The organism is Paenibacillus sp. NPDC057967 (assembly GCF_042887015.1).
Lineage (GTDB): Bacteria > Bacillota > Bacilli > Paenibacillales > Paenibacillaceae > Pristimantibacillus.
Genome location: NZ_JBHVQB010000016.1, coordinates 1 through 14,001, shown reverse-complemented (window position 1 = coordinate 14,001; position 14,001 = coordinate 1). Strand labels below are relative to the sequence as shown.

Genomic DNA, 14,001 nt, shown 5'->3' with positions numbered 1-14,001 from the left:
GGCATTGTTCGAGAACCAACGTAATAGAACGGAGTTGGTACGATTGATGACGTTATTCTATATCTTTATTAGCGTACATCTTACGTTATTTATTACCGTTACTATACTCGTTAGGGAAGCGTTAGTAGATGCGTCATGGTCCGATAGGATACGAGGTATAGGCGTTTTATTTACGGTTCCAGCGTATATCCTCGTTCTATACGTAGTCTTTAAACGCAATCCAGGCGGAATATTATGACGGAAGAGAAACGGAGGTGGACGTTAATATGGCGGAACAACTGAGCGCGGATCAGCTCGTGGCTATCGAGTGGTTAGCGCAGCCGAGACGCGGTGGTAAGACGTATGAGGAGATCGCAGATATATGCGGAGTACATCCGAACACGCTCGCTAATTGGCGTAGGAAAGAACCGTTCCAACGCGAACTAAGGCGTGAGATGGCACGGAGGAATACGGAACGACTACCAGTGCTTGTTGAGTCGTTGGTTGATATCGCTATTGCGGATCGTAACGCGGCCATGGCGAAGCTGGCGTTACAAGTCAGCGGCATGTTGACGGATAAGGTCGAGGTCGAAACGCATAGCACGGAAGGTACGGACATAGGGGCGCTACGTCTACGTATAGAGGCGTTGAAGACGAAACAGGCTGCGGAAGATTCCGATTCACAATAACGAAGTCGACGTATATTAACGCGCTATTAGATGTAGGGATACGCAAGGGTATTGTGTATAAGCGTTGTGGGTACGTGTGGATTTACACTGATTATCTGCAACGCGTCCTTTTTGGGCGTACCCTCCGGAAATTTTGAAACGCGGTCATATCCCCGGAATTTACCCGTTCAAATACGTAAAATAGTGCAAATATACGATAGTATGACGAGTTGTTAGCGGCAGGTCTGGCGGTGCGTTATGGAAGAATGGCGTAGCTATGCGGGTTCCGGGCGATTGGGACGGCGTGGTACTTGTGCGTCAAATTCATGTTTTGTGAACATGTTGGCGCTGTGACGTGATAAAGCGTATACCCCCATGGCGTACCCTCGAAAACGCCGTTCCAGGCGACAGAGACACCGACATATCAAAAATAACGTTTGGACTTACGAACGTTCAACGCAATAGTCCTTGAAATAACCCGTCTAAAATCCGTTGTAAGCCGTTCTAGCGTTTCGGAGGTATATTCCGTCCACTTACGTAGTGAGGCGGTTATTTGTCGTAAAAATCACGGTAACGAAAGGGGGCGAAGCAATATCGCATGGATTAGCGAAGAAAGCCGTTGGATTAACCGGTCTGAGCGCGAACAAACGCTAGCCGGGTACGCTGCGTTAATGGAATCGTTGGCCAATGTCGATATTGCTTCGCTTCCTGACGAGGTTTTACGTGAAATTGACGTAGCAACGGCGGAATATGAACGGCTTGACCGGATTAACCGCGCCGAAGACGATCTGCTCGAATTTGCACTCGAATACTTTTCGGAATCTCGCAATCCGGGCAATATCGGCAATTGGGACGGATTCGATATCGAAGATGTGGCGGACATGCCAGAATTTCACCGCGAAATCGCCGACATCATGGACGATGTGTCTAATAACGAAGTCAATGCGAAGATTGCCGTTGCAGCGCCGCGCTCGCACGGTAAATCGACGTACTTATCGAAAGCATCGCCGCTTCGGGAAGTTATATACCGGAAACGGAAATACTGCATTCTCATATCGGAAACACCGACGGTAGCGTCCGGAAACCTTGATTGGATCGCAACGCAGCTTAAACACAACGCCAAGCTTCGGGCCGATTTCGGACCGCTACTATCTATTAAGCAGCAGGAAAACGCTAAGGATAACTCAGCGGAGTTTATCGCATCCGAACCGCAGTCAGACGGAACTAAGCGGCCACTAGCTCGTGTCGAAGCGGCATCGACCGGACAAGCGCTCCGGGGCCGAAATTGGAACGGTGTGCGACCGGATTATATCGTATGCGATGACCTCGAAGACAAGCGCAACACGAACACGGAGTTATTACGCCAGGAGATGCGCGACTGGTTTTCGCAAGTTGTAATGCCGCTCGGTGACCCGAAAGGCAAACGGACAGCCATCGTATACATGGGCACAACCGTACACCACGACGCGTTACTTATCCGTATCCTCCGGGACCGTACCGACTTTAAAACGCGAGTATACAGGGCGATTATCGAATGGCCGGAGCGGATGGATCTGTGGGAAGCATGCCGTCTCGTCTATCAGAATCCGGATAAGTCGAAAGACGAGCGCAAGGCGGAAGCGTACGCTTTATATCTCGCAAATAAAAACGAGATGGACCGAGGATCGCGGGTGCTGTGGCCTGAAGTTAAGCCGTTATGGGATCTACTGGTATGGAAATGGGACAACAGCTCAAAAGCGTTCAATACGGAGTATATGAATAACCCGATCGATGAAGAGTCCGCCGTTTTCCGGCCGGATTCTTTTTCGTATTGGGACGGAAAGGACATCGCGCAGCTTCTAACGCAATATCCACGCCCGGCCGCCGAATTTGACGTATTCATGGGCGTTGACTTCGCGATGGGTAAGACGCGGGGCGACTATTCCGCCATTGTTACGATTGCCCGACATAAAAAGTCCGGAACAATTTACGTAGTCGATGCGTGGGGCGAACGGGTACATCCGGACGTGTTCCTCCGGACTATCGTCGAAAAGGTAACACGGTATCAACCGAACTATATCGCGGCTGAGTCGCAGGCAGCGCAGGAGTTCTTCGTACACAAACTGAAGCAAGCGTTGGCGGCCGCTGGATATCCGGCCCGGACCCGCGTAAAAGAGATATATCAACGTAGCCGTAAGGAACTGCGGATTGAAGCGATGGCTCCCGACATTGAGTCCGGGGCTATTCAATTTACGAAGAGGCATGCGCTTTTACTCGAGCAATTCGAAATGTACGGGACAGGCTCGCATGACGACGTTATCGATGCGCTCGAAATGGCGGTGAGTATCTCGAAAACAGGACGTAAGAAGGTCCGGAATAAACCAGCGGTATTTTACCGTTAAGATACATTAATTGGAGTGATTGCTAGCCGATCTCCGTAAACGTATTTTTGCGAATCAAGCCAGCCCGGAATATCAGATACATTTACATTAGGTACGTTACTTAGCTGCGGGTTTTGGAGGAGAATATGTTGCTTACATTCTTTCATTGCAGACGGTATCTGGCTCGTACTTAAATCAATACCAGTCATGTAATTCAATATGTTTCGCACACCTTCCATACTAGAAACTAGTGTTTCAGTTACTACACTAAGGACATCACTAATAGGGAACGTCTTAGCCAATTGCTCCACCTCTTTCGTTAGTCTTTACTAGAATATAGCAAAAACAGGTTAGTTAAGCAATGTATTTTTACGATAAACTAACGAAAAGGGACGATTAATTGACGAACTATTACCGGTCGATCACGGAGGAGTACGACAAATCCGTTTTAATCGACGACTACGATACGTGGGCGGTATATTCCGCGCACGCTAACCGGGCATTGCGACAGTATCTATCGACGATTCAGAGCGGTACGGACGTGTTCGTTAAGACGTTCGCCGCCTTTTCGTTGTGGTCCGACTATAACGAACACTTACGAACTAAGCGGAAAGACTCCGGTTGGTATAAACGTACTGAGCGACGCAAGGAACTATTAGACGGAATTATTACGGTTGACGAATACCTACGAAGGGAGGCTGAAGAGTGACGAAATTATTCGTAACGGGAGCGCAATATCCACCACAAGCGGACATTGAGCGTATCTCTAAATACTATCGCGGAAAAGCGATATTTGCCGGTAAACAGGCGGAGATTTACGAACGTGCTGCGGAATTACTTAAAGGTACACCGCATGAATCGCAGCTCAAATCGTTATATATTGCAGTTAACATAATGGACGTATTGCTTACGAAACCGGCCGATTTGATGGTGGCGGACCCGCCGACGTTCGAATCCGGTAAGTCCGGCGATAGCGCGGAACAAGAGCGTCTAAACGCTATTGTCGAAGAGAACGACCTAACGCAGATGATACACGAAACCGTAATCGGAGCTGGTTACCGGGGCGACTCGTTCGTCAAAACGTATTATGCGCCGCGTGTCGACGTAACGATGACGGAAGAGTTGGCGGGCGAGTACGAAGGGATTACGCTGCCAGAAAGATCGGCCGAACCGATTATCGAAACCGTTGACGCGGCGATTGTATTCCCGGAGTTGTCGCGCGGCAGTCGAAAACGATTCAAAGCCGTTAACATTGCGTGGATCGAATGGGTAGAGGAACGGACGGGCATCGTCGAGTCGGTATTGGCGCGTACGAAGATGAAGGAAGTTCCGTACTTAAACGTTGAGAGACATGTTCCAGGTTACATCGTACATGAACGGTATGAACTATCGGAGTCCGGCGTTGTGACCGAGTACGGGTATCCAGTGTCAACGTATCTAATCGGCGATCGAGTATCGACCGGTCGTGAATCCGATATTGATGCGACAGGGATTCCGCAGCTACTTGTCCACCACATTCCTTATAAGACGACTGACGATGATTGGCGTGGTATTAGCGGAGTCGAAAAACTCGAATCCACGCTGGCTGCGATCAATGACCGGCTTGTTCAAATTGACTATATCCTATGGAAACACTCAGACCCGATTGCCTACGGGCCAGAAGACATAGGGGACGACGATGACGGGAACGGCGCGGTTCGGTGGGGCGGCAAGTATATTCCCGTCGGAAAAGAAGATACGACGCCGGGCTATATGGTCTGGAATGGGCAGCTTGATGCAGCTTTCCGAGAACTCGATGTTCTGCTCGGACTAGTGTTTCAGATGTCTGAGACGCCTCAGTGGTTATTCGGAACAACGTTATCCTCCGACAAAGGCGGAACAGGTACGTCACACACGGACGGCGGTGCTATTAAGGCTCGTTTTATGCCGATTCTGACGAAAGTCAAACGCATCCGTAACCACGTAGATAGAGCGATCCGGGACGCGCTGTGGACGGCGATGCAGCTCGAAAACGCCGCGAATGAAGGCGTAGCGGGTTACCGTCCATACAACGCCGTTTATCCGAAGATTACGTGGCATGACGGTATTCCGCGCGACGAGAAAGCAGAAGCGGAGGTTTACGCAATACGTACCGGGGCCAAACCTACGGTTGACGTTAAAACCGCCATCAAACGTATGGACGGACTTGATGACACGCAAGCCGACCAAATCGTTAATCGGATTTCTGACGATGAGACTCGCATCAATGGAACCGTAGACGGAACGGTATTTAACGAGGTAGTCGTATAATGACCGAACGTGATATCGCGGAACTCGTCGCTGCCTATAAGGACGCAGTCAAACGTATTCGGGCGGAGTTGCTGTCGCTCGACCTGACGGATATGTCGCGGGCCAACACGGAGTCAGCGCTCCGCGAAGTCGCACGAATCCTTACGTCGCTAAACGAAGAGTCTGCCGCCTGGGTAACGCAATACGTGCCGGAATCCGCTAAAGCTGGCGTTGCCCAGGCGATAGTCGGCCTTGGCGTCGCGGAAACGGTTAAAGACGCCGAGAAAATAGCGAAGTTTAACCGGATCAATTCGAACATGGTTGCGGCCGCTGTCGCTGATACGCAGGCGGACTTACTCGCTGTGACGCAGAATATCGACCGGCGGACGAAAGCAGTTGTGCGGAGAGTCACGGCGGAATCCATACGCGCCAATTTGACCGCAGGCATTAACGGACGCCGAACGATAAGCCGCGACATTTTAACCGGGATGCGGCGCGAACTTGAATCAGCCATCGATACCGGAATCGTTGACGCGGACGGACGTCGGTGGAAACCGGAAGTATACGTTGATATGGTTACACGGACGAAGACGGCCGAAGCCAGCCGAGAAGCTGCGGTAAACGAAGCGATCGGACGGGGCGCTTACTACGGCGTCATATCAACGCACGGCGCTACGGACGCTTGTAGCAAGTACGAAGGTATGATCGTAAAGCTAACGCCGGACGCGCCAGGTGATTACCGATACATTGGCGAACTACCGCGTCGGGAGATATTCCACCCAAACTGCCGCCATTCGGTGACGCCGCTACGTGAACCGGCCAGACTTGAAAAATAATATTCAACGCTTTGTCCGAACGTACATGACATTAAACTGCTACGGATATTGGTGACGACCATTATACGGAGGTATGACGAATGAGAAACGAGTTTAATACGAAGGCCGAAACAATCCGCAAGTATAGATTAACACTTAATCTTCAGACGTTTGCGGAGGGCGATTCGGAACCGGAACCAACGCCGGAACCGAAGACGGTAACAATGACGCAGGACGAACTCGATGCGTTAATAGGGCGCGAGAAAGCGAAAGCAAAAAAACCGTACGCCGACTATGACGAACTGAAAACGAAGCTATCCGATTACGAGACGGCCGAGGCGGAACGTCAAAGAGCGGCAATGACGGAACAGGAACGACTACAAGCGGAGCTTGACGCAGCCCGCACAAAAGCGGAAGAAGCCGAAGGGAAAACGGCCGCCGCAATCACATCCGCAAATAAACGATTGATTAAGGCCGAGTTCCGTGCATTAGCGAAAGAGTCAGGCGTAAGAACCGAGGCACTCGATGATGCATTTAAACTAGCGGATTTGTCTACGGTTAAGGTAACCGAAGAGGGCGATGTTGAGGGCGTAACTGGCGTAATTAAAGCGCTGATCGAATCGAAGCCGTACCTCGCGGAGTCATCGAAACCAACACCGCGTCAAATTGGTGGACCCACTGGTGGCGACCCTAAACCGGATAAGACGAAAGAACAAAGACTCGCTGAAGCAGCGGATAAGGCGCGCAAATCCGGGAAGATCGAGGATAAAGTCGCTTATGCCACTCTCAAAGCAGAATTGAATAAATAAGCCAAAGGCCGAGCAATTGGGCCTTTTTGTTATACCCAAAAACAACCTTACAGGGGGAATTACTTACTATGCCAAAAGTTTATGACTCATCTCTTATTGGTAAACGAGAGTCGGTGGTTGATGAGATTCTGCTTCTCAACCCAATGCAGACTCCGCTACTAAATGCACTAGGTTTCGCGGCACCCGTATCGCAAGTTGAACACGTTTGGTATGAAGATGAAACGTTCGCTACCGAATCGGTAACTACTGCTTCGGCGCTAATCGACGCAACGTCCGTTGTGGTTGCTAACGTTGAACCTTTCCGTGTAGGTGCCGTTATTAAGATCGGTGAAGAACTGCTGTACGTTTCCGCCGTTAATGTCGGTACAAAAACGTTGACAGTAACGCGCGGTTACGCATCGACTACGGCTGCTGCTATCGCTAATGCTGCGAAAGTAGAGTTCATGTTCGTGGAAGGTACGGAGGGTGCAGACGCCCGCGCCGCACGTTACAAGCCGCGTGTACGCAAGTCTAATCTGACGCAAATCTTCGACGACTCGATCGAGATTTCCGGTACAGCGCAGGCAGTAACGCAATACGGTATCAACGACCTCTACGAGTACGAGAAGCAAAAGAAACAACTCGAACTGGCGCTGCAACTCGAAAAAGCACTAATCAACGGTGTGCAGTACGAGTCCGGCGAGGTTCGCCAAATGAAGGGCATTCGCCAATGGATTACGACAAACGTTACAAACGTTGGCGGTGCACTGACACTTGGTGCAATTAATACGTTGGCGCAGGCTGTCTATAATGCTGGCGGTTTCGCTACTGGTGGCGATTATAAGATCATGGTCGGTGCTAAACAAAAAGTTGCGCTGTCGGGTCTTGACGCAAATAAGATCGTAATTGAACGTGCTGAGAATGCGCGTGGTCAAGTCGTAGAGCGCATCGTTACAGACTTCGGCGCGTTCGACATTGTGCTGAACCAAAACCTCGCATCCGACGAGCTGATTCTAACGGACGCTAACCGTATGGCAATTAAACCATTGAATACGCGTGAGTTCGGCCACACGTACTTGGGCGTAAAAGGCGATTACACAACTGGCATGATCGTCGGTGAGTATACGCTAGAGTTCCGTCAGGAGAAAGCGCACGGCCGTCTGAAAGGACTGTCGTAATAATGGCGAAATTCGAATCGCCGCGATATCCGGAACTCGGATTTTACGTAAACGGAGGCTTCCGCAAATTTAGCGGTGGCCTCTACGTTACGGATGATCTGGGTGTTATAGCGGTATTGAGCGGAATATCTGACGCGCGAAGAGTTGACGTCGAGGACACGGTTCTTGATCCGGTACCCGAACCGGATATTATCGAAGTAGAGACGGCAGAGCCGGAGGATAAGCCGAAACAGCCCGCCAAGGGACGTAAGCCCTCCGGTAAATAAGGAGGCGAAACCATGGCGGTAAATAACCTGGACGCGGACGAGTATATAACGCTCAACTGTATCGACTCGGACGATTGGACGGAAGCTGACGAGGCGAAAAAACAACGGATACTGAACGTCGCCAGCCGGAAGCTAACGACCAAATACGCTCGATACACGATACCTGACGCGGCCGTTTACGAATACTCTAACGAATTGTCCATCGCGTACAACGATACGAACAGGCTTCAGCAGCAAGGTGTCGCCAGTTTCGGATTGACCGGCGTTGCCAACTTTACGTTTAAGGATTGGGCCAAGTCCGGTCTGGACGCGTGGATTTCCGATACCGTCCTCGATTTGATTTCGGACGCAAACGGCGGTGTTTCGCTCTCGCGTCGTACCGTGAAATGGACGGTATTATGACGGATCGAAGAGGAGGCACGATGTGATATGGCGTTAATCCCACTGAAGCAGACGGTCACCGTATATCCGCCCGGCGATAACGACCCGTGGAATCCGAAGCCGCCCGCCGATCCGTTTACACTCCGCTGCCGATTTCAGGAAGGCACCGAAGTCGTAACGGACCAACACGGCCGGGACGTCGTATCGTCCGCGCAAATCTACTTCGACCGTTACGCGCCCGTTAAGTCCGATTATGAGTACGAATATACCGACGAATCCGGCGAGACGGTGCGGTATCGGACGGTTAACACGGGTCGGAAGCGGTGGCTTAACGGCAAGGCGGTATTAACGGTGGTGTATGTACGATGACGGATAAGAGCGGATTAACATTCGATACCTCGGCGATTACGTCCGGACTCGATTCGTTGGGCGGTAAGGCGCTGGAAGGCGGCAAACGCGGAATGCACGACGCTATGGACGATTTATTACGTCGATCCCGCGAATTGGCTCCACTCGATAAAGGCACGCTCCGGATTACGGCCTGGACCGAGGTGGAGACGGAAGGGTCAAGCGTTATCGGCGAAGTTTACTATAGCGCGGTAGAAGACGGTAAGTCTGGCCGAATCAATTACGCGCTTATTACGCATGAGTTGGACGCGCCTTTTAAGAATCCGACGACGCCCGGTACGCAGCCGAAGTACCTCGAACGACCGTATAAAGAAAACGTCGAAGAATACCGGAATTGGATTGCGGAAGAAATCCGGAAGGAGTTGGGATAACGCGTGTTTACTATCGCGGAATTAAAATCATACGTAGAGTCCGTCGTACCGTACACGTACTATCACAACGAGTTCCCGGCCTCATCCGTTGACAATTCGGGGTATGTACGGATTCACGGCGGCTTTCGGCCCGATCAATGGACGAATAAACGGCGGCCATCGATTCAGATCGTAGTGCGCGGAAAGAACGGTATAGCAACGGAGGCATTGGCAAATACGATCTATGACGAGTTTCATCGGCGTCAGGATTTCGTAATAGGCTCGCAGCGTATCGTCGCAACGTTTGCCGACCAGTCCGCACCGCTTTATCTCGGCATGGACGCAAATAATAGACCGATGTACTCCGTTAATTTTACGGCTACATTGCTAGCGAAATAGATAAACGCACCAATACGTCGGGCCTTCGGGTCCGGCGTTTTTGACGTGCAAATACAAGGGGGAAATCACGTAATGGCATCCGATACATCTAAAGTTAAACTCGGCCCGTGCAAGGTGACGTTTGACGTCGGCGGTACAAGTCCGATTGTCTTTGAAACAACGCAAGGCGGAGTCGTACTGACTTACGAAATGACTACGCGAGAGGTAGTCGTTGACCAATTTGGTACCACGCCAATCCGCGAAATTATCACAGGTCGATCCGCAACGCTGGCCGTTCCATTCGCCGAGTATGACGTCGCCAAAATTGCGAAGGTTATTCCGGGCTCTACGCTCGTAACTGACGCGACCGATCCGACCAAACAGCGCGTAGACGTTGACGCATCGCAAATCATCGACCTAATCGATTTTGCGAAAGAAGTCCGCATCGAACCGCTATCCTCGGCGGCTACGGCAAACGATACAGTTACGCTGTATAAAGCCGCACCGACAACGAACCTCAATTACACGTACTCGTACGATAACGAACTCATTACTAACGTGACATTTAAAGGTTATCCGGACGCTAACGGTCTACTTATCGGCATCGGCGATCCGGACGCAGAAGCTTAATAACGGCAGACTCAACGGCGGCTCCTAACGGGGCCGTCTTCGTTTTTACAACGAATTGGAGGCGAATATAAACGTGATTTCACGGTTTTTTAATAAATCGGCTGACTCGGTAACGCTCGGCGATAAATCCGTCAAGGTTCCGAAGCTCACGCCGGAAAAATACAAACTGCTATTTGAACGTATCGAGACGCTACCGGCCATTATCGTAAACGTCCTCGCGGCACGTCATTCCGGCGATTTCGTTGCGACGTTGCTAGTGGGCGCTAACCTGGCGCTGGACGAAGCGGTCGGTATTGTCGCCGTACTGGCGGATATTGACGCGGACTACATTGCGAAAAACGCCGACTTGGCCGAGATATCCGAGTTCATCCGGCTGACGCTCGAAAAGAACGACCTACAACGTGCGTTAAAAAACTTCCGGGCCGTCCTCGGTCAATTCGTAACGAAGCCGGCGAGTCCGGGCGACGGCAAGACCGAAGCTTAACGTTTGACGAGTTTATGGCGCAAGCAGCCGTAAAGCTCGGCGTAAGTCAACGCGTGCTGGAAACGGAATATTATCTCGTCGACTTACCGCTCATTCTGCGCTATAAATCGCAGTCCATCGCGGAAGACCGATTGATGGCGCTTAGTATCGCGACGGTGAGTCAGACGACGGACAAAGAGACGTACGAACGATTCGCGGCCGGGCTACGGTCTGACTTTGCGGATTCCAACGAAAAACAAACGAATGATGACGAATTTGACCGAACAGCTTTCGAACGGCTGCGGGGTCGAGTCGGCCGGAAATGAACGTGGGAAGGAGGTAACGAATGACAACGGGAGCAACGGAAATTGGCGCGATAAAGGCACGTTTAGAGCTGGATACTGCCGGATTTAAGACGCAAATAGACCAGTCAAAACGCGATATGACCGCGATGGCGGATAACGCCAAGAAAGCATCCGGTAATATGACGGAGCTTGCGGCAACCGTAAAAAAGGTCGGCGAAACGCAGGAGCAAATCGGACGGCTGACGGGAGTCCTCGATAACGTTAACGCTCGGATCGACATTCAGCGCAAGAAGCTGTCCGAGCTGAAGCAGTCGTACGATACGACGTTCAACGATAGCAAAAAGTCAAAATTGCAAGAGCAAATCGTTAACACGGAAGCGACACTTCTGCGGCTTACGAAAACATCGGACGATACGTCGGCGAAGATATGGGAACTCGAAGATAGTTTGAAGGACGCCAAAAAGCAAATGGCCGAATTTGCATCGGAAGCGGACGCGGCCAGCGGTAAAGTCGGCTTATTCGGCGATCAAACGAAGTCGGCCGTCGGTAAACTGAGCATAGCATTCGCGGCACTTACGGCAGCAACTACGGCCATTATCGCGAAATCCGTTAACGCGGCAGCAACGTTCGAATCGTCCATGGCTCGCGTGCAGGCGGTATCTGGCGCGACGGCTGCGGAGTTTAAAGCGTTGGAGGATCAAGCGCTAAGTCTCGGTGCGACAACGGTATTTACTACGGCGCAAGTTGCTGACGGACAATCGTACCTCGCGATTGCCGGTTTCGACGCCAACGAGATTATCGCGGCAATGCCCGGACTACTCGACCTCGCGGCGGCTGCGCAAATGGATCTCGGCAAAGCGGCGGACATTACATCGAATATTCTAACGGGATTCCGTCTCGAAGCATCGGAGACAAGCCGCGTGTCGGACGTATTGGCGAAAGCATTTACGTCATCGAACACGTCGATGGAGCAACTTGGCTATGCGATGAAGTACGCGGCACCAATTGCAGCGGCAACCGGGATCAGTATCGAGGATACGGCGGCAGCCATCGGTAAGCTATCGGACGCCGGTATTCAGGGCGAGATGGCCGGTACGCAGCTCCGGGCGATGTTACTACGTTTGGTTAAGCCGGTTGGCGAAGCGAAAGACGTTATGGAACAGCTCAATATTAAGACGCAGGACGCGGTAGGCAATATTCTTCCGTTTACGAATATCCTACGCCAAGTTGAAGCAGCATTCGGCGGGCTTACGCAATCGGCGCAGACTGAAGCGGCGGCTATGATCGCAGGGACAGAAGCGGCTGCCGGATTTCTGACGCTGGTATCTACGGGAGCGGACGATCTCGATGCATTCGCGAACGAGTTACGTGATTCGGGCGGAACAGCGCAACAAGTCGCCGAAACGCAGATGAACACGTACAACGGCGCGCTGGAAGAGATGAAGTCAGCGCTGGAAGCCGTAGGGATTACGGTAGGTAACGATTTTAAACCAGCTATGCGGGCGGTTGTCGAGGAAGTAACGAAAATGCTGCTTGGGTTTAACGAGGCGGACGATAGCGCGCGTGCATTTGTCGTTACAACGACGTTGGCTACGGGTGGTGCATTCGGACTAGCGTTAGGCATTTACGGGGTAATCGTAGCCTTAAAAGCGCTAACGGCTGCTGGCATAGCTTCATACGCAGCACTCGGTTGGGTCGGAGCTATTGCGGCCGTAGTCGGACTTGTAGCGGGTGCGTTCGTTTCGTACAAAGTTGAAGCGGAGGCGGCAGCGGAAGCGCAGCGAGCTTTTAACGAAGAACTTTCGAAGAATCCGATGGAACGGACGGCTGAGGACGTTAAAAGCCTTTCGGAGAAGCTGGCGGAAATTAACGGGCTTATGGAGCAATACCGCGACATTAACGCCGAAATCGACCGCGTAAACGGACTCAAAGAAGGGCTTCCGGAATACTCGGTCGAGGCGCATGCGCTTACGGAAGAGTTGGCCGGAATGAACCGGCAGTTAAAAGAAGTCAAAGAGAGCCTACAGACTTTCGGAATTAACACGCCAGACGAAGCGTGGCGAGTTATAGCGAATCTTAATGAGGAGATCAATAAGTCAGTGCCAGCGCTCCGCGAACTACGCATGGAAGAGCTTCGTAATATCGCAGCTAAGCAAGATCAAATTGCGGAATCTGACCGGTTACTCGAACGTTACCGCGAGCTTAAGGCGCAAACCAAACGTACAGCAGACGAAAACGAAGAACTGACTCGTACCGTACGTCAGTTGTCCGAAAAGTACCCGGACTTGGCTACGGAACTTGACGCGCAAGGCGGACTTTTGATCACGAACGAAGATTTGGTACGCAAACTTATCGACGCCGAGAAAGAGTCAGTCGCGGTGCAACTACAGGCGGAACGCGATAAGACGGAATCGAAACGTAGAGAGACAGCAGAGGCGCTAGATGCTGCGAAAAAACAAGTTAAAGCTATCCAATCCGTTATATCTGCTGAAAAGAAAACTCCGAGTTGGTTTTCCGGAGATTCTGCCGATATACTCGGAAAGGTTTCTGAAGACGCCGCCAAGAAAGCGCTGAAGCATTGGGAAGATACGGAAGGCTCGTTGAATCAGATTCTAAACGATATAGATACCGAGATTAACGCCATTGGAAACGGCACTTGGCGCGGCTTACTCGGCACAGGCGAAAGTAGCCCGAAATCCGGTACCGGTACGATTGATACCGATAAGGATAAAAAGAAGAAAGCGGAGAAAACCGCCGAACAGCT

Annotated in this window: 17 protein-coding genes; 16 read left to right on the top strand and 1 reads right to left on the bottom strand. The window is 51.4% G+C overall.

Annotation, left to right across the window (positions count from 1 at the left end; genetic code table 11):
• Positions 1-266 precede the first annotated feature (266 nt).
• Together ACFVSO_RS28380 and terL are read left to right on the top strand one after the other, a co-directional pair.
• A complete protein-coding gene (locus ACFVSO_RS28380; RefSeq protein ID WP_387480071.1) occupies positions 267-668 on the top strand; it encodes a phBC6A51 family helix-turn-helix protein in 402 nt (133 codons plus the stop codon).
• A 650-nt stretch (positions 669-1,318) separates the two neighbouring features.
• Positions 1,319-3,028, top strand: coding sequence for a phage terminase large subunit (gene terL, locus ACFVSO_RS28375; RefSeq protein WP_387480070.1), 1,710 nt, complete (start codon positions 1,319-1,321; stop codon positions 3,026-3,028).
• On the opposite strand, the gene ACFVSO_RS28370 is transcribed toward terL, so the two are convergent.
• On the bottom strand, positions 3,025-3,309 hold the full coding sequence (locus tag ACFVSO_RS28370) for a DUF7736 domain-containing protein (protein WP_387480069.1): 285 nt from the start codon (positions 3,307-3,309) through the stop codon (positions 3,025-3,027). The two genes, terL and ACFVSO_RS28370, sit on opposite strands and share 4 nt — an antisense overlap.
• 98 nt (positions 3,310-3,407) lie before the next feature.
• Here ACFVSO_RS28370 and ACFVSO_RS28365 point away from each other — a divergent pair, with 98 nt between their 5' ends.
• The 14 genes from ACFVSO_RS28365 to ACFVSO_RS28300 all read left to right on the top strand — a co-directional run.
• Positions 3,408-3,716, top strand: a complete 309-nt coding sequence (locus ACFVSO_RS28365; protein WP_387480068.1) for a hypothetical protein — start codon at positions 3,408-3,410, stop codon at positions 3,714-3,716.
• Positions 3,713-5,296, top strand: a complete 1,584-nt coding sequence (locus ACFVSO_RS28360) for a phage portal protein (protein WP_387480067.1) — start codon at positions 3,713-3,715, stop codon at positions 5,294-5,296. Before ACFVSO_RS28365 ends, ACFVSO_RS28360 begins: the two co-directional genes overlap by 4 nt.
• Complete coding sequence (locus ACFVSO_RS28355; RefSeq protein WP_387480066.1) at positions 5,296-6,111, top strand: phage minor capsid protein; 816 nt, start codon at positions 5,296-5,298, stop codon at positions 6,109-6,111. The genes ACFVSO_RS28360 and ACFVSO_RS28355 overlap by 1 nt, the downstream gene beginning before the upstream one ends.
• An 80-nt stretch (positions 6,112-6,191) precedes the next feature.
• Complete coding sequence (locus ACFVSO_RS28350; RefSeq protein ID WP_387480065.1) at positions 6,192-6,899, top strand: phage scaffolding protein; 708 nt, start codon at positions 6,192-6,194, stop codon at positions 6,897-6,899.
• A 68-nt stretch (positions 6,900-6,967) separates the two neighbouring features.
• Entirely contained in the window at positions 6,968-8,056 is a 1,089-nt protein-coding gene (locus ACFVSO_RS28345) for an SU10 major capsid protein (protein ID WP_483875075.1), read from the top strand.
• Between the two features lie 2 nt (positions 8,057-8,058).
• The gene (locus ACFVSO_RS28340) at positions 8,059-8,322 is read left to right on the top strand and encodes a hypothetical protein (protein WP_387471714.1); all 264 of its coding nucleotides are present in this window, start codon (positions 8,059-8,061) and stop codon (positions 8,320-8,322) included.
• A gap of 12 nt (positions 8,323-8,334) precedes the next feature.
• Entirely contained in the window at positions 8,335-8,724 is a 390-nt protein-coding gene (locus tag ACFVSO_RS28335; RefSeq protein ID WP_387480063.1) for a hypothetical protein, read from the top strand.
• Positions 8,725-8,751: 27 nt separating this feature from the next.
• Positions 8,752-9,072: a hypothetical protein gene (locus ACFVSO_RS28330; protein WP_387480062.1), complete on the top strand. Its 321-nt coding sequence runs from the start codon at positions 8,752-8,754 to the stop codon at positions 9,070-9,072.
• Entirely contained in the window at positions 9,069-9,482 is a 414-nt protein-coding gene (locus ACFVSO_RS28325; protein ID WP_387480061.1) for an HK97 gp10 family phage protein, read from the top strand. The genes ACFVSO_RS28330 and ACFVSO_RS28325 overlap by 4 nt, the downstream gene beginning before the upstream one ends.
• Positions 9,483-9,485: 3 nt before the next feature.
• On the top strand, positions 9,486-9,860 hold the full coding sequence (locus tag ACFVSO_RS28320) for a minor capsid protein (RefSeq protein ID WP_387480060.1): 375 nt from the start codon (positions 9,486-9,488) through the stop codon (positions 9,858-9,860).
• Positions 9,861-9,932: 72 nt separating this feature from the next.
• The gene (locus ACFVSO_RS28315; RefSeq protein ID WP_387471702.1) at positions 9,933-10,469 is read left to right on the top strand and encodes a hypothetical protein; all 537 of its coding nucleotides are present in this window, start codon (positions 9,933-9,935) and stop codon (positions 10,467-10,469) included.
• A 73-nt stretch (positions 10,470-10,542) separates the two neighbouring features.
• Entirely contained in the window at positions 10,543-10,953 is a 411-nt protein-coding gene (locus ACFVSO_RS28310; RefSeq protein ID WP_387480059.1) for a hypothetical protein, read from the top strand.
• 14 nt (positions 10,954-10,967) lie between these two features.
• Entirely contained in the window at positions 10,968-11,258 is a 291-nt protein-coding gene (locus ACFVSO_RS28305; RefSeq protein WP_387471697.1) for a hypothetical protein, read from the top strand.
• 20 nt (positions 11,259-11,278) lie between these two features.
• Positions 11,279-14,001, top strand: a 2,723-nt coding sequence (locus tag ACFVSO_RS28300; protein ID WP_387480058.1) for a phage tail tape measure protein, incomplete at its 3' end; no start/stop codon positions are given.

Bases quoted from the DNA above. Each gene is read 5' to 3' on its own strand.
- ACFVSO_RS28305 (WP_387471697.1), top strand. From the start codon at position 10,968: ATGGCGCAAGCAGCCGTAAAGCTCGGCGTAAGTCAACGCGTGCTGGAA.
- terL (WP_387480070.1), top strand. From the start codon at position 1,319: ATGGAATCGTTGGCCAATGTCGATATTGCTTCGCTTCCTGACGAGGTT.
- ACFVSO_RS28350 (WP_387480065.1), top strand. From the start codon at position 6,192: ATGAGAAACGAGTTTAATACGAAGGCCGAAACAATCCGCAAGTATAGA.
- ACFVSO_RS28330 (WP_387480062.1), top strand. From the start codon at position 8,752: ATGGCGTTAATCCCACTGAAGCAGACGGTCACCGTATATCCGCCCGGC.
- ACFVSO_RS28345 (WP_483875075.1), top strand. From the start codon at position 6,968: ATGCCAAAAGTTTATGACTCATCTCTTATTGGTAAACGAGAGTCGGTG.
- ACFVSO_RS28355 (WP_387480066.1), top strand. From the start codon at position 5,296: ATGACCGAACGTGATATCGCGGAACTCGTCGCTGCCTATAAGGACGCA.
- ACFVSO_RS28335 (WP_387480063.1), top strand. From the start codon at position 8,335: ATGGCGGTAAATAACCTGGACGCGGACGAGTATATAACGCTCAACTGT.
- ACFVSO_RS28325 (WP_387480061.1), top strand. From the start codon at position 9,069: ATGACGGATAAGAGCGGATTAACATTCGATACCTCGGCGATTACGTCC.
- ACFVSO_RS28380 (WP_387480071.1), top strand. From the start codon at position 267: ATGGCGGAACAACTGAGCGCGGATCAGCTCGTGGCTATCGAGTGGTTA.
- ACFVSO_RS28315 (WP_387471702.1), top strand. From the start codon at position 9,933: ATGGCATCCGATACATCTAAAGTTAAACTCGGCCCGTGCAAGGTGACG.
- ACFVSO_RS28340 (WP_387471714.1), top strand. From the start codon at position 8,059: ATGGCGAAATTCGAATCGCCGCGATATCCGGAACTCGGATTTTACGTA.